The sequence below is a fragment of the Roseimicrobium sp. ORNL1 genome (genome assembly GCF_011044495.1).
GTDB lineage: Bacteria > Verrucomicrobiota > Verrucomicrobiia > Verrucomicrobiales > Verrucomicrobiaceae > Roseimicrobium.
In genome coordinates, this window is sequence record NZ_CP049143.1 from 5,388,747 (window position 1) to 5,404,711 (window position 15,965).

General features: G+C 59.2%; 13 protein-coding genes and 1 tRNA gene. 11 read left to right on the forward strand and 3 right to left on the reverse strand.

Features of this window, described 5'->3' with window-relative positions:
- Positions 1–4: 4 nt before the first annotated feature.
- The gene (locus tag G5S37_RS21740; RefSeq protein ID WP_165206595.1) at positions 5–880 is read right to left on the reverse strand and encodes a Ku protein; all 876 of its coding nucleotides are present in this window, start codon (positions 878–880) and stop codon (positions 5–7) included.
- A gap of 209 nt (positions 881–1,089) precedes the next feature.
- Here G5S37_RS21740 and G5S37_RS21745 point away from each other — a divergent pair, with 209 nt between their 5' ends.
- From G5S37_RS21745 to G5S37_RS21760, 4 genes are all read left to right on the forward strand, one after another.
- Positions 1,090–2,619, forward strand: a complete 1,530-nt coding sequence (locus tag G5S37_RS21745) for a hypothetical protein (RefSeq protein ID WP_165206596.1) — start codon at positions 1,090–1,092, stop codon at positions 2,617–2,619.
- Between the two features lie 99 nt (positions 2,620–2,718).
- Positions 2,719–3,882, forward strand: coding sequence for an SMI1/KNR4 family protein (locus G5S37_RS21750; protein ID WP_165206598.1), 1,164 nt, complete (start codon positions 2,719–2,721; stop codon positions 3,880–3,882).
- Positions 3,883–4,032: 150 nt separating this feature from the next.
- Positions 4,033–5,100, forward strand: a complete 1,068-nt coding sequence (locus G5S37_RS21755) for an SMI1/KNR4 family protein (RefSeq protein WP_165206599.1) — start codon at positions 4,033–4,035, stop codon at positions 5,098–5,100.
- A 25-nt stretch (positions 5,101–5,125) separates the two neighbouring features.
- Positions 5,126–6,673: a lipase maturation factor family protein gene (locus G5S37_RS21760; protein ID WP_165206601.1), complete on the forward strand. Its 1,548-nt coding sequence runs from the start codon at positions 5,126–5,128 to the stop codon at positions 6,671–6,673.
- A 17-nt stretch (positions 6,674–6,690) separates the two neighbouring features.
- Here the strand turns inward: G5S37_RS21760 and G5S37_RS21765 are convergent, their stop codons facing one another.
- Together G5S37_RS21765 and G5S37_RS21770 are read right to left on the reverse strand one after the other, a co-directional pair.
- The gene (locus tag G5S37_RS21765) at positions 6,691–8,373 is read right to left on the reverse strand and encodes an ATP-binding protein (protein ID WP_165206602.1); all 1,683 of its coding nucleotides are present in this window, start codon (positions 8,371–8,373) and stop codon (positions 6,691–6,693) included.
- A gap of 311 nt (positions 8,374–8,684) precedes the next feature.
- Entirely contained in the window at positions 8,685–9,494 is an 810-nt protein-coding gene (locus G5S37_RS21770) for a hypothetical protein (protein WP_165206604.1), read from the reverse strand.
- 132 nt (positions 9,495–9,626) lie between these two features.
- Here G5S37_RS21770 and G5S37_RS21775 point away from each other — a divergent pair, with 132 nt between their 5' ends.
- From G5S37_RS21775 to G5S37_RS21805, 7 genes are all read left to right on the forward strand, one after another.
- The gene (locus tag G5S37_RS21775; RefSeq protein WP_165206606.1) at positions 9,627–10,172 is read left to right on the forward strand and encodes a hypothetical protein; all 546 of its coding nucleotides are present in this window, start codon (positions 9,627–9,629) and stop codon (positions 10,170–10,172) included.
- Positions 10,173–10,306: 134 nt separating this feature from the next.
- Positions 10,307–10,391, forward strand: a tRNA-Leu gene (locus tag G5S37_RS21780).
- Between the two features lie 101 nt (positions 10,392–10,492).
- A complete protein-coding gene (locus tag G5S37_RS21785; RefSeq protein WP_165206607.1) occupies positions 10,493–11,743 on the forward strand; it encodes a hypothetical protein in 1,251 nt (416 codons plus the stop codon).
- 61 nt (positions 11,744–11,804) lie between these two features.
- Positions 11,805–12,665, forward strand: a complete 861-nt coding sequence (gene purU, locus G5S37_RS21790) for a formyltetrahydrofolate deformylase (protein WP_165206609.1) — start codon at positions 11,805–11,807, stop codon at positions 12,663–12,665.
- A 166-nt stretch (positions 12,666–12,831) separates the two neighbouring features.
- Positions 12,832–14,235, forward strand: a complete 1,404-nt coding sequence (locus G5S37_RS21795) for a neutral/alkaline non-lysosomal ceramidase N-terminal domain-containing protein (RefSeq protein WP_165206610.1) — start codon at positions 12,832–12,834, stop codon at positions 14,233–14,235.
- Between the two features lie 418 nt (positions 14,236–14,653).
- Positions 14,654–15,148 (forward strand): YiiD C-terminal domain-containing protein, encoded by a 495-nt coding sequence (locus G5S37_RS21800; protein WP_165206612.1) that lies wholly within the window; start codon positions 14,654–14,656, stop codon positions 15,146–15,148.
- 122 nt (positions 15,149–15,270) lie between these two features.
- On the forward strand, positions 15,271–15,909 hold the full coding sequence (locus G5S37_RS21805) for an MOSC domain-containing protein (protein ID WP_165206614.1): 639 nt from the start codon (positions 15,271–15,273) through the stop codon (positions 15,907–15,909).
- Positions 15,910–15,965 lie beyond the last annotated feature (56 nt).

The window sequence follows — 15,965 nt, forward strand, 5'->3', positions numbered from 1 at the left end:
GTCATCACGCCGCGGCACGAGCCCTGGTGCGTTTCTTCGAGGCTGATTTGGCAGGTTTCTTTTTCGCGGCCTGGGCAGAGCTGCTTTTTTTAGCGCTCTTGGTAGTTTTCTTTCCTTCGCGCATGCTTTCCTGCAGCACGGACACCAGGTCGATGACATTGCTCGGGCGCTTCTTGGCAGCCTTCTTCGGCACTTCCTTGTCAGGATGTTTCACCTTCTCCTCGATCATGTCCTCCAAGGCTTCGCGATAGTCATCCTTATAGGCTTCCGGATCCCATTTCTCGGTCATGGAATTGATCAGGGCCTTCGCCATGTCGAGTTCCTTCTTCGCGATCTTGGCTTCACGTGGATGGCGGAAATCTTCCACATCACGCAACTCCGCAGCGAAATGCATCAACTCCAGCATCAAGCCGTCATCTTGCGGCTTCAGCGCCGCGAGGTGCTGGCGTGTTTTGATCACCACCTTGGCAATGCCAATCTTGCCCGAGGCTTCGAGCGCCTCGCGGAGGAGGACATAAGCACGGTCCCCACCCTTCTGCGGCTCCATGTAGTAGGGCTTGTGAAAGAAGACGGGATTCACCTCATCCAGCTCCACGAAGTTGATGATATCCACCGTCTGCGTGGCCTCAATGTCCACCCGCTTGAAGTCTTCATCATTGATGATCACAAACTTGCCCTTCTCGTATTCATAACCCTTCACGATCTGATCCCAGGGCACCTCTTTCCCATCTGCCTCCGCCACGCGTTTGTAATTCACCGGACTGAGGTCCTTGGAGCGCAACAGACGGAACTTCAGATCCTCCGTGTGTGTGGCTGGATAGAGGGCGATGGGTATATTCACCAACCCGAAACTGATGGAACCTTTCCAGATGGCGCGCATGGCGTGAAACGGTGAGAGGGATATGAATACATGCAGGCACGTTCCGCGGAGGCGGTCCCTGACATTCGGGAATCGCATCCCTCTCAATCTCTGGATGCTGGTGACCGCGGGCAACAATAGTATGCAATGTCCCCCTAAATGTACGCAAGGTGCGCAGGGGCCGGGGCTTTTGCTATGGAAGCCCTTCCATTCATCCTCCCCGCCCCGTCATGATGCTCCTTCGTTGTCTCGCCCTTGTCACCTTCTGCGCAGCCGGCTTGCACGCCGCTCCTCCCGCACCTGCTCCTGCCCCCACCTCCAATATCAAGGCCGGATTCGCAGAGCGGGACATCACCCCCGCCCTCGGCATGGAGCAGCCTGGTGGCTATGGGAAGTCCTTCCACCGCACCTTCCACGATCCCTGCAAGGTCCGCGCCGCGGTGTTCGACGATGGAAAGAAACGCGTGGCCCTCGTGGGTACAGACACGCTCATCATCCCACGCAAGGTGGTACTGGATGCGCGTGAGCTGATTGCCAAGCAGTGCGGCATCACGCCGGACAGCGTCATGATCGGCGCATCCCATTCGCACTCGTCCGGTCCGGTCGGAATGATCCAGCCGGGGGAACTCGACCACGCGTCGCCGCTGGTGCAGAAGCTGGGTTATGAAGAGTCCTCCATGGCAGACGCCGGATTCCTCCTCACCGTGACGAAAGCCATCGTAGACGCCGTGGTGTGGGCCGACAAGACCAAGCAACCCGCCAGCCTAGGATTCGGCAAGGGGCATGAGGACAAAGTCTCCTTCAACCGTCGCATGAAGATGAAGAACGGGCTCGCCTACAGCCATCCCGGCCCTGGCAATCCAGACATCGTGGACTACGCCGGCCCCATCGATCCCGAAGTCGGTGTCATCGCCGCGTGGGACATCAACACCGGCGCCTTGCTCGGCTGCGTGGTGAACTTCGCCTGTCACGCCACGACCAATCCCGGCGGCATCTCGGCAAATTGGGTCCAGTATCTGGAACAAACCATCCAGGGTGCCTTCCAGACACGCGTACCGGTGGTGTTCCTCCAGGGAGCGTGCGGCGACATTACCCAGGTGGATAACATGAGCCAATATCAGCGGCCCGGTCCGGAGGAATGGTCCAAACTGGTGGGTGGTCGCGTAGGCGCAGAGGCAGTGAAAGTCATCCTCTCCATGCCCAAGACCACCGACGCTACGCTCGACGCGAAGCAGAAGGTCTTCCCCATCAAGCGCCGCATCCCCTCGGCCGAGCGTTTGAAAAAATCCATGGACCTCGTCACCCAACCCAAGCCCGCGGGCGACACCACCGACTGGCTCTTTGCCAAGGAGATCGTGATGCTCGATGCCCTGGTCAAGAAGGAGCCCGCGTGTGAAGTGGAAGTGCAGGCCATCCAGGTGGGCCCCGTCGTGTGCGTGAGCAATCCCGCTGAGTATTTCGTGGCGAATGGTCTGCGCATCAAGAAGGACAGCGGCTTCCCCATGACCTTCCCCACGGAACTGGCGAATGGCTGCACCGGTTATGTCCCCACGGAAGAAGCCTTCGGCCCCAATGGCGGCGGCTATGAGACACGCCTCACCTATTACAGCAATCTGGAAGTGACCGCCGGCACACAGATGGCAGATGCAGGCATCGAACTCTCGAAGCAACTGAAGCCCGATCCCATGCCGGAACCGCCGAAGATTGGTCGCTTCGGCCGTGCGTGGACCTATGGCGCTGTGCCGCCGGAGGTGGAGTAGGATCAGGGCCAAAGTAAGAACTCGGTCACCGCTTTTGTTTGCACGAACGCGTGCAATCTGTTCTGCTGCCGTGGTTTGATCGATCTGCCTCTTCACACCATGCTGTACCTTCTTGAGGACAATGCCGACTACGATGCCCGCCTGGAGCCGATAGTCGAGAAACAAGTCTCTGACATGAGCTACCGGCGGGGGATACCTGTTGCCGAACCAAAGCACTGGACATTCACAGCCGCATCTCCCCGCCGGCTCACTAACTGGCTCTCCTTTGGGTCCCACGATCTTATTTCCAAGCCTCTTCGAGATGTGCTGCTGGAGGTCATGCCTGAAGGCATCGATTTCTATCCCATCACCGTCGTGCAGAAGGGAAAGGAGCATCCCTACTTCGACATGAATGTCCTGACAATTGCCGACGTGGTGGACATGGATCGGTCAGGCATTGAGCGCCTGAGCTCCGGACACCCCATTCGACTGCAAAGCTTGCATCTGAAGCCACTTCCGGAGTCAGCGACTCCCATCTTCGTTGCGAATGGAGACACATTGCCTTTTGGATTGCTCTGTGTCACCGAACCCGCCGCGGCCAATATTGCCGCAGCTGGATTCCTGGACATCGCATTCACTCCTCTGCCTGTCGGACAAAACATCCCAGAACGGGTGTTGCGCACTTCGAAAGCAATCAATCCATTCTCTGATACTCCGGTGCAGCCTCCGCCTCAGCGCGAGATTTCATGGCCCGACCCCGAAATCTTCACCTCTCCCTCTCTGCGTCTGGGTCCGGAAATGACGGATGTCCAGGTGCAGGCCATCCATGAGGCGTTCGGCATCCAGCTTCCAGATTACTACATTCAGTTTCTGCGGAACTATCCTGCGATTCTTGATACCACACCGAGCGACCACCGGGGGAAAACGCCCCTGTCAGCCCGCGATGTTCCCAAGGACGCAGGACAATTGATCGAGATGAACGCCAATGTCAGGCAACCCGGCAGCATTTGGCTGGAAGATGAAGACGGCGACCTGCCTTGGCCAGCCAACCTTTGGGTCATCGGAGACGCCTCATCGGACTATTACTGCATCGATACCAACTCGACCGAGCAGACGGTGTACGTATCCGACCACGAAAATGCGGCCATAGTACCGTGGGCAGCGAGCCTGGAAGAATTTGTCTCACGTTTGGTGGAGAAAATTACGGCGATTCTCGAACAAGTACGGGAAGAAAGGAAGAGCAGTGCCGCTTTTGCCCGAAGCTTGAGGAATTCTTTGGACTAACCGTCACGGTGCTTGCACTGCACAGGGGGGCGCCATCTGTTCACTATCCATACTTCTTCGCAACCGTCCCAACTCCGCATGATTTACCTGCTTCAGAAAAATGGACACGAAGCTCATCTGAAGACCACTGCAGAAGGCCAGCTGCAAGGCATGAGTTTCAGAAGAGGAGTCCCCGTCAAAGATCCCAAGCACTGGACGTTCAAAACGTCATCGCCCCGCCGCCTGCCGAACTGGATTTCCTTTGGCCCTCATCGCCTGGTTTCCAAGGCCCTTCGGGATGTGCTGCTGTCCGTCATGCCCGAGGGCATTGAGTTCCATCCCATCACCATTGCTCAAAAGGGAAGGGAGCATGAGTATTTCAACATGAACATCCTGACACGTGGGGATGTGGTGGATGTGCGGAAATCCACGTTCGAGCGTTTCAGTGATGGAACCCCCATGGCACTGCTCGGCGTTCACATCAAGGAACCCACCGAAACTCTGCCGCCCATATTCGTGGCGAATGCCGAGTCCCTTCCCACAGGGCTGCTCTGCGTTACCGAGTCAGCGGCCATCACCATTGCTCGTGCTGGATTCACAGATGTGGTTCTAATTGCCATGCCGGCTGGCAAGCGACACGATTTCAGGAAGCTGACGTCCAGTGGCGAGCCGAATCCCTTCTCCAAAACGTCGTCGGCCCCTCTGCCAAAACGGTCGTTTTCATGGCCCGATCCAAACACCTTCACCACACCTTCGCTGCTTCTTGGAGCAAAAATGTCGAAACCCCAGGTGCAAGCCATTCATACTGCATTCGGGGTCCAACTTCCTGACTACTACCTGCAGTTCCTGCGGAAGTATCCCGCCATTCTTGACAAGACAGCAAACGATCTCGACGGCCTGGAGCCCCTTTCCCAGGAAGTCGTGCCCAAGGATGCCGCCAAATTGATCGACATGAACGCCATTGTCCGGCAGCCGGAGACTTTCTGGCTGGAGGACGAGGAAGGAGAACTCCCGTGGCCCTCAAGCTATTGGGCGATTGGATTCGCCGCTGCTGACTACTACTGCATTGACACAGCCTCGCGCGACCAAACCGTCTACCTCACCAATCACGAGGAATCCAACTTTGTGACCTACGCTGCAAACCTCGGTGAATTTGTTTCCAAGCTTGTAGCGGAAACGGAGGCCGATCTCCAGGACCTTCGCGAGGAGATGGGGCTGCTGGATGATCTGGACGACTGAGCCCTGGTAGGAATAAAGTGCAGCCATGTCGGCTGGCCCTGTCACCTATCGCATCTTCGGCTGGTTCTTTCCCCGGGCGCTTGCGGCCATCTACTTCATCGCCTTTGCCTCGTGGGCATGGCAGGCGGAGGCACTCACCGGCGAAAACGGCATCATGCCGGTGCAAAAGTTTCTGGAGGGGTTCGGCAACTACGCGAAAGAGAATGACATCACCGCCTGGGCTCAGGTCCCCACGGTCTACTGGCTGGGCTACAGCGATGCGATGGTGCAGTGGCTGTGCTGGGGTGCCTGCGCTGCCGCAGTGCTGGTGATGGCAGGTGTGCTGCAGGGCCCTCTGCTGCTCGCGCTGTGGTTTGGTTACCTTTCCATCTGCACCACGGGAAATGTCTTTCTCAGTTTCCAGTGGGACATCCTGCTGCTGGAAGCAGGTTTCATTGCCGCACTCATTTCCCCATGGCGCTTGTTCGTAGGGCGTATCCGCGAGAGCACGCCAGCACCGTCACGCGCGCAGATGCTGCTGCCACAGGCGCTGATCCTCAAACTGATGTTTCTCTCGGGACTTACAAAGATCCTCGCCGGAGATCCCAATTGGCTGAACTTTACCGCGCTGACCTACCACTACGAGACGCAACCCATTCCCACGTGGGTCGCCTGGTATGTGCATCACTTCCCGCTCTGGTTTCACAAGGTCTCCTGCTTCGTGATGTTTCTCGTGGAGCTTGGCGTACCCACCCTCATCCCGGTGGCGTGGATCTTGGAGCTCATCATCCCTTCCTGGGTACGCACCCTTCGCGTCCTGAAGATAGGCATCGCCGCGTCCTTCACGGGATTGATGATCATTACCCTCCTCACGGGGAACTACACCTTCTTCAACTGGCTGACCATCCTCCTCGCGCTTTCGATGCTCGACGATGGATGCTGGCCCGCAGTCATGAAGCGCCTGCTGCGCTGGACAGAAACATCACCACCTCGCCCCATGTGGAGGCTTGCCGGAGAAGGTGTCGCGGTCTCGCTGATGCTGTCACTCAGCCTTGTCGTCGCCATTCGCGACAATGCGCCGAGTGGAGGGATTCTCTCCAATACACTCTATTCGAAAACGCATTGGCTGGCTCCCTTCCGCAGCATCAACAGCTACGGTCTCTTCCGCGTGATGACCACGGAGCGCAATGAGATCGTCATCGAGGTGAGTGACGATGGCGTGTACTTCCAGCCGCTCGAGTTCAAGTGGAAACCGGGCCGCGTGGATCGCCCACCTCCCTTCGTGGCGCCACACCAGCCGCGACTGGACTGGCAGATGTGGTTCGCCGCGCTGCATCCGGGTTTCATACCACAGCGGGACATGCAGAACGCGAGCATGATTTGGTTCGGCAAATTCCTGGAGCAGCTCCTGCAGCACAACGAGCAAGTATACGCCCTCGTGGAGCCGCCACCCTTCCCCATCGAATCCATCCGCGCGGTGCGCGCAAGGTTCTACCGTTACGAGTTCACGGAAGCAGAAACACGCAAGGAGACCGGCGAATGGTGGAAAGCCACGCCCCGGGGCGACTATTCACCCACGTTCACGAAACGGTAACGCAGCCAAGCGTAAGCTCAAGCTGCCCGACCGGAGTGCTCACCCTTGATGTCTTTCATCAGGACCTGATGCACCACATCCGCGACGTCCGCCGCGAGGTACGGCTTGGGCAGGATGTCGCAGAACCCCTCGGAGATGAAACCTTCGCGTGACTCCTCCAGCATGCCACCGCTGGAGGCGATGACCCTGGCGGAAGGATCCATGGCACAGATTTCCTTCATCGCCTGCTCGCCCGAGAGGGTACCCTTGAGGGTGAGATCCATGATGACCATGTCCACGTCATCATTCTGACGCAGGAGCTGACGATAGGTCTGCACCGCGTCTTCACCGTTGGAAGCTTCGAACACACGATAACCACAACGCTTCAGCACAGCGTGCACCACGTTGCGCAGGCGTTCCTCGTCATCCACCACCAGGATGGTGCCGAGACCGGACCTGACCCGGGGTGGCGTCATGGGAGCAGCATCCTTTCCCTGCTGCTGTTGGGGCTGGGTGGCCGGCAGCCAGAACATGAACTCCGTGCCCACATTCTTCATGGAGGACACGGCAATCTGGCCGCCGTGCTCGGTGATGATGTGTTTGCACGTGGTGAGCCCCACCCCGTTGCCATTCTCCTTGCGAGTGAAGGATTCATGCAGGGCGCGCGCGGCATCTTCCGGGTCCATGCCGCAGCCACGATCGCGCACGAGAATCTCCACGTACGGTCCGGGACGGAGCGCGTGGTGCCCCTGCGGAGCCACGATATTCCGGGCCAGCACATCCATGTGGCCTCGATTGTTCATCGCCTGGATGCCGTTCAGGATCAGATTCTGTAGGACCTGGGAAATGCGGGGGGCATCCGCCATGGCCCACCAGAGGTCCTTGGGCAGGCTCATGTGCAGGTTCACGCCGCTGCCGCTCTGCGTGATGCGGGCGGTCATGCGGATGATCTGCGCCACATCCGAGGGCGCGCGATTCTCCGGCATGCCCTTCGCCATGCGCATGGTTTCCTTCACGAAATCACAGGCCTGTCTCGCTGCCGCGAGGGCTTCCTCCACATGGGATCTGACCTGTCCCTGCGCGGGCGAGATGGTGACCGCCTCAGAGAGGTTGGTCATCATGATGCCGAGCAGGTTGTTCAGATCATGGAAGACACCGATTGCCATGGTGGCGAGGTTGTCATTCCGCAGGCGGCGGGAGTCATCCGTGACGGCCGGGGCTGGCACTGGCGAGAAGCTGCTGCGGTCAGGAGCCGCAGTCACTGGGGTCGGTGAGGGTGTCACAGCGAGTGTATAGTTGTACACGCGGCCGTGCTCATCCATGACCGCACGGATGCGCCAGATGCAGCGCACCACCTTGTCTCCGAAAAAGGTCTTCATGCCACCTTCCCACTGGGCAGCGCCACCCTGCTTCACGGTGCAGCGCAGCACGCGCAGCAGGTCTCCAGCCTCCTCCTCGGTGGCAGCCAGCTGCGTGAGGAAGCGATCGCAGAGTCCCCTGCTCGGTTCCGCGCCCACCAGCGCCGCCATCCTCGTGTTGTGCAGGAGAATGCGGGGGCCGAGGTGAGGCTGGAACGCGGGAGCCACAATCATGATGCCCTCGCTCGCCTGGTCCAGCGCGGTTCGCAGGAAGGAGTTGGCCATGTGGGCCGCGCTCACCGGGTCGACCGTAAGTCCTTCCGGGATGCGCGAACGGGGGTTCTCAACAACTAGGGAAGACATACGCTCTAAAAGGTTAACAATGATTAGCATTTAGCAGTCGCCGAGCTTTCAGGGAAGCTCTTTTTTCAGGAACTGTTAAATTCTCATTTCTGAAACTAACCTTGAGTGCCCATCGAGAAATTGATGCTGAAATCCGGTAGCAACCTGCACGATCGCCTGTCTCGCGACATTCCGCGCATTTCATTATTGACCTCAGCCTCAGGACTGAGACTCAATCATGCACATACACGGCTCACGGGACTAATGGAGAATCGCTCCACGGCCCGTTTTTGCCTGTTTTTGTAGCCTAAACTCTGGCTCAGATTCGCCCCTCACTCAGCCCCGGGAGGCGGGGTGGGCGTGGCGCCGTTGGTGGAGGGAATCGGCGGATCTTCATCCGGCACGAGAAGCTTGGGTAGGTCGCTGGAGTGCTGCACCGGCGGCAGCAAGGGGCTGGCCCGCATCTCCGCAGGCACGACCGAGGGCGTGAGCGCCGGCAGCAGCGGATTGGGACCATCTTTCCAAGCACGACGCCAGGTGGGTTCGATATCAAAGCTGGGGCGAATGGTGCCACCGTGCGGGCTTTCGATGCCACCCTCCTGTTTCGCGAGGCGATGCTTGCCGATGACCTGCAGGCGTGTCCCCTTGATGTAAAACACTGTCGTTTCGCTCAAGCCTTCCACCACACTGCGACCACGCTTCAGGAGAGGGCGGCCACGGAGAATGACCTCGCCGTCAGACTCAATGTAAGCCTCCTGCGCCAGCGCCACGAGCTTCTCGCGGAAGTCGATCTGCAGGAAGACTTTGCCCCTGGCCCTCACCCGCTGGGGCTGTCCGTTCGAGCCTGTCTTCAGCACGGTAATCTCATCCGCTGTCAGCTTGTAAAAGGGCGGCACGATCAGGCTCTGGGGGCTGATCTTTCGGGACTCCTCAAAGGTCATGGAGAGGAGCTTGCCGACGTCCACCCCTTCCTGCTTGTCCGCGAGTTCGGCTTCGGTCAGCGGCTTGCCATTGGCTGCTGCCGTGGCAGCCGTGACTGCGGTGGAGTCCGGGGAGGTGTTGGACTGGCACATGGGAAGCACCAGGCCGCAAGCACAGACAAGACTCAGGCGCAAAAGTTGAGGAAGCAGATTCTTCGGCATCGGTGACTCCATAGATTCAAGCTCAAGATAAACAACAGGTCGCGACCAAACCAAGACCAAAACGAGGAATCCTCCCCTGTCTGTGCTTTTTTCTCTTGGAAGCGACCGGTCCGTCCCGCTAGAATCCTGAGCATGAGCGACAATTCGTGGTATCTCCTCAAGGTCACGGACAATGAAGTATTTGGTCCGGCTCCCCTGGAACAGCTCAGAATCTGGGCGGCAGGCGCAAAGATCTCGCCACTTGACCGCGTGAGCAATGATGAAAAGATCACCTGGCGGCGCGCTCCCATGGTGGCGGAACTGCAAATGGACTGGCTCATTGAGATGCCGGACAATTTTCTCTACGGACCCACGAGCGTGGGCACGCTCCAGGAGTTCCTCGCCACCGGAGAAATCGACGACCACGTGACGGTGATCAACACGGCCGATGGCAACCGCAGCCGCATCAGCGAGATGCCCTTCTTCAAAGCGAGCCCCCACCGAGTGCGCGGCACCTTGGAGTCCGGCGTGGGCTACGGGGAGGATAGTACTGCGGAAGGAGGCGGCGCCACGCGTGGCCGCGCGGTGTGGCTGGAGCGGCAGAACATGGAACTGCAGCGGGACATCGTGCGCTGGCAGGAGCGCTATGACAGCGTGAGGCAGCAGTATGTGGAAGCCACAGGCCGCGATCCGCGGTAGCCGCCCCCCTACCCCATCTTGCCCCGACATCTTTTGGTCCGTCCCTGGAAAGGGCCGGACCATTTTATTGTCAGTTAAAGTGCTCAAACTGCTTGCACACACCGCGATGCTACGCATACTCCTAGTCCCCTCCCGCTCGGGTGGCGGAATTGGTATACGCGCAAGACTAAGGATCTTGTGCCGAAAGGCTTAAGGGTTCGAGTCCCTTCCCGAGCACCACTCTTTTAAATGGAGTGGATCTGCCCAGTGGGCTCTGATTCCCCTTGAGTTTGGGATTGCGACGGTGAAATAAGCACGCGCATCGTAAAAAATTCTAGCCTATGCACTGGACGCTCCGTTTGCTCTTGGGTGACGAACGCTATGAAGCCCTGTCGGACTTCGACTGCTTCATGAAGGCTTTTCCCACCACCCTCTGGCAGGGCTGGGGAAGCATGCTCCGGGAGACACCGTCAGAGCAGTTCCAGTCCGCGAGTGTCAGCCAGGACGGCGTGGGCATCGCCATCCTCATTGAGCGCTCTGAATCCGAGGGCCTTCTCATGCAGGCGGCCTACCCCATGGTAGTAGACGGCGCACCGACGGAGGCAGAATTGCTGGATACTCTGGAGGACGACGACATCCCGTGTGCTGGCGCCCAGTTGCTGCTGACGCCACGGCGCGTGCAGCTCGCGGCATTCGACCCGGACTATGCAGATCACCTGCCACTGTTGCGCCCGGGTGCCCACTACACCTGCGAGCTCAGTGCGCTGGTATCCTCATTGTCACCCATGGAGTCGAGCTTTGAAATCACTCAAGGTCCGCTGCTGGAAATCCAGCGCGCCATGAGGCAGGAGCAAGAGCCAGGGTTCAATCCCAGCGACCTCTCCAAGGTCACCATTTCCAACGAAGGACTTCGATCGTTCCTGGCTTCGGACGAGCCCCTTTGGTACACCTTCGTGACCAAAGTGGAAAATCTGCGGGCCATCGAGTTCTTCGGAAACAAAGGATGGATGTTCGAAGGAACGGTCGAAAGTGAAGACTCCAAGGACCACGTTCCGCCTCTCAGACTTCGCTTCATGGTCATGGACCATGCCACCTCCGGTTACATTCCCCGCGAGGGAGCCCTCGTCTCGGGTAGCGCATTTCTGGAAGTGCAGATGAAGGAACACCTGCCATACGCAGGCACACCATGGTCCGACCGGCCAGGTGCCTCCGACTACCTCAGGGAAGACATTCTCAGCGCGCTGCGCGCAGGAGAATCTTGGAGTGGCACCCCTCCGGCGGTTCAAATCACGGCGCAACTACTCTCCCAGAACGGCTGGGATGTAAGCTCGCCCGGGATCTGGAACGGTCCTGTCGAGCACCACCCCCCTCTGATCCAGGCGAAGCGCGGGGATGTGATCCATCTCATTGGCCTCAAGGTGAATGGCAGTGAGCCACCTCCCTGCGAGTTCATTCTCCAGGTCACCTGCCAGCGCCAGGGAGAGGGTCACGAAGTGAAGCTCGATGCCCAAGATGCCACGGTCACCCATTTGAATCTTCGGACTCTGGGAATGTGGTGCAAAGATGGACCATCGATGCTCCCGCACGGGTAGCATCCGACCTCTCATGTGGGCTGAGAGTTGCCGACCTCCGAAATCCATCGACAATGATCGAATGCCCTCCTCTGACACGGCCACCCTGCTCATCCACTGCCCGGACCAGCCTGGACTGGTGCATGACGTGACCGGGTTCATCTTTTCCCACGGTGGGAATATCCTCGACCTCGAGCAGCACATTGATCCACTGGGCAACCTCTTCTTCATGCGCGTGGAGTGGTCGCTGGAGAAGTTCAACCTCGAGAAGGAGGAAATCGACTCCCGCTTCTCTATCTTGGGACGCCGCCACCAGATGTGGTGGAAGCTGCACTTCGCCAGCCAGCGGAAGCGGCTCGCCCTCTTCGTTTCGAAGGAAAGCCATTGCCTGTACGATCTGCTCTCGCGTCATGAAGCGGGTGAGCTGCCGGTGGAAATCCCGCTGGTGGTCAGCAATCACGAAGTGCTGCGTCCCGCGGCGGAGCGCTTTGGCATTCCGTTTCACCACTTCCCCATCACGCCGGCGAACAAGGCCGCGCAGGAAGACGCTCAAATTGCCCTCCTCCGCGAACACTCGGTCGATACTGTGGTGCTCGCGCGCTACATGCAGATCGTGAGCCCGGCGCTCATCCGTGAGTTCCCGGATGCCATCCTGAACATCCACCACTCCTTCCTTCCCGCCTTCGTCGGCGCCAAACCGTACCATCAGGCGTTTGAGCGGGGTGTGAAGATCATTGGCGCGACCAGTCACTACGTGACGGAGGATCTTGATCAGGGACCCATCATTCACCAGGACGTGATGCGTGTGTCCCATGACAACTCCGTGGCCGATCTGGTGCGTCTCGGGAAGGACCTGGAAAAGACCGTCCTCGCCAAGGCCCTCTGGTGGCATGTGATGAATCGTCTGCTGGTGTACCGGAACAAGACGGTGGTGTTTTCTTGAAGCCCCGAGGGGTGCATGGCACGGCAGGGAATCGCGTGTGCCGAATGTGCGCACGTTCCCTCGGTTTGTGATACGGCATGAAGAATGCGTGCGTCCCAGCGTACCTCCACGCATGACACGCCGATTTCTCCTTCCTGTGTTACTTGCTGTGTGCGGGTGCTGCTTGATGCTGACTTCCCTTCACGCAGCGGAGGCACTGCGCGCGGGCGCCTACGCGCAGGACATTTCTCCGACCAAGTTCCCCATCCCGGTAAACGGCAGCATGAAGGGCGCCTTTGCCCAGGGGATCACCGACCCGATGCACGCACGTTGCGTGGCCATCCACGATGGGACGACAGAGATCATCCTGTGCGTGGTGGATGCGTGCATGATCCCGCAGGACATCTGCGACAAGGCGAAGGAAATCGCAGCCAAGAAGACCGGTGTGCCCGCAAACCACATGATGATCTCCGCCACGCACACGCACTCTGCCGCCGCCCTCGGCCCGGCATTCCAGAGCGATCCCGACATGGAGTATGTGGCCACCGTGCCGGCGCGCATCGCCGAAGGATTGATCAAAGCCCATGAGAACCTGGAACCCGCGGAGATCGCCTGGGGATTCGGCAGTGATCCTTCGCAGGTCTTCAACCGCCGGTGGCGCGTGAAGGAACAGGAGCAGTATGAGAACCCCTTCTCCATCACCACGGACCGCGCGTGGATGAACCCCGGCGCGCAGAATCCCAAGGTCTCCGTCCCCGCCGGCCCGGTGGATCCCGATGTGGGCATCCTCGCCGTGCGCTCGGCCGCAGACAAGCGTCCCATTGCCGTGCTCGCGAACTACAGCCTGCACTACGTCGGCGGGAATCCCGCCATCTCTGCGGACTACTACGCCGCCTTTGCGAATGAGATGGCGGAGCGACTCAAGGCCACCGATGCGCGCTATCAGGGCAAGCCGGCCTTTGTCGGCATCATGTCGAACGGCACCAGCGGCGACATCAACAACATCAACTTCGCCTCCCCCATTCGCCTGAAACGCGAACCGGGTGAACAGATCAAGATCGTGGCCCGCAGTGTGGCCGATGCCGCCATGACTGCCTACGATACCATGAAGTGGTCACCCACCACAAAACTGGCGGCGGAAGAAACCGTCCTGCAGCTCGGTGTGCGCAAGGCGGATGCTGCTGGCTTGGCCCAGGCAAAACAAACGCTCGAGGCCACCCCCAAGGACAAGGACGGCCAGTGGGCCGACCGCAAGGCCATCTATGCCCGTGAGACCGTGAAGCTCGCCGATTATCCGGACAAGGTGCCCGTGAAGCTCCAGGCCTATCGCATCGGCGACCTCAGCATTGCCACCCTCCCGTGTGAGACCTTTGTGGAAATCGGCCTCGACCTGAAGAAGAGCACCCCCTTCACCCGCCACTTCACCGTCTCCCTCGCGAATGGCTACAACGGCTACCTTCCCACTCCCGAGCAGCACAAACTCGGCGGCTACGAAACCTGGCGCGCCCGCAGCGCCTACCTGGAAGTAGAGGCCTCTACGAAGATCGCGGAGAAGCTGAAGGGGATGCTGGCGAAGTTGAAGGGGAAGTGAGTGGGCATCGCAGCGCTGCGTGAGGTAGTGAGAGCGGGGAACCACTAATAGGCACTAACGAACACTAATTCTGAGGAAGGTTGATGGGATTGGGGGTCCGCTAATTGACGCTAACAAACGCTAATGTTGGGAACGAAGTGGTTGGTGCGGTGGTAGCTTGCTCCTGCCTCTTGCTGACCAGCCGCCCAGCCGCCCAGGCGCCCAGGCGCCCAGGCGCCCATCGCCAATGCGCACTGCCAGGCCTTGGAGCTACTGAACCATTAGCGAACATCAGCGTCCATTAGCGGTCCCTTTTAGTATCTTACAATTAGTGTTCGTTAGTGCCTATTAGTGGTTTCCGAAGCTCACCATCGCCCCCAACGGACCAGCATCCCCACTTGCCTGCGGCGAACCACTTTCCATGGTGCTTCACCTCATCATGTCCACCGATCCTCAGCACCTGTGCCGATCCACCGAGGAGTATCTTCACGCCCAGATTCCCATCACCCGCGCGATGGGTGTGGGCATCGAGTCGTATGAGCCGACGACAGGCCACCTTGTTCTCACCGCACCGTTGCAGGTCAATCACAACCACCTTGGCACCGCCTTCGGTGGAAGCCTGAGTGCGCTGTGCACACTCGCCGGCTATGCGCTGCTGTGGCTGGAGCTAGCAAGGCAGAGCAATGATGACATAGACGGGTCTCCGGCCACTCAAGCACACGTCGTGGTGAAAGAGAGCACCATTTCCTACCGACGCCCCGTGAAGGACTCCTTGATTCGCGTGGTGTGTGAACGTCCTGACACCGACGTCATGAGCACGTTCCACCATCAGTTCTCCCAGAAGGGGAAGGCACGCGTCGTTCTCTCGTGCAGCGTCATTGAGAGCGGGCAGATCAGTGTCGTGTTCACAGGCACCTACGTCGCCATTCGGTAGGCGGCACCTGCATTGCGCCTTTCTTTGAAGCGCCGTCGTACCTTCCAGCAAGCTCCAGGCGATTGGCCTGATTCATGCGGCAGGACCTGCACTCTGGAGCAAAACTCCCACTCCCCTCTCCCATGCAGATCCTCTCCGTGAACATCGCCATGCCCCGAGTGATCGAAATCAACGGCAAGGCAGTGCCCACGGGCATCTACAAGGAGCCGGTGACCGGTCCGGTAGAGGTTCGCAAACTCGGGCTCTCAGGTGATGGACAGGCGGACCTGACCGTCCACGGTGGTGAGCATCAGGCCGTGTACGCCTACCCCATCGAGCACTACGCGCACTGGGCAACGTTTCTCGGTGCCGCTTCATTGGAGCACGGCACCTTCGGTGAGAACCTCACCACCAGCGGTCTCATCGAGACAGAAGTCTGCATCGGCGATGTCCATCGCATGAGCAACGTCCTGCTCCAGGTTACCTGTGAGCGCCTGCCTTGCTTCAAGTTCGCACACAAGGTCAGCCGTCCCGACATCTTGAAACCCTTCTTGCAGAGCGGCCACAGCGGATTCTACTACAAAGTCCTTCAGGAAGGCACCATCACCGCGGGCGATTCCATCGAAGTGGTGGAGAAGGAGCCCCAGTGCATCAGCGTACGTGCTCTACTCGGCGTCCACCGTCTCAATGAAGACGACATCGAGACGATGGAAAAGCTGCTCAAGGTGGAAGCCCTCGCTCCCGGCGTGCGGAAGGATATCGAGAAGCGCCTTGCCCATTGACGCGGCCCTCTCGACCAAATGGACCGCTAATCGGCGCTAACAATCGCTGATAGTAC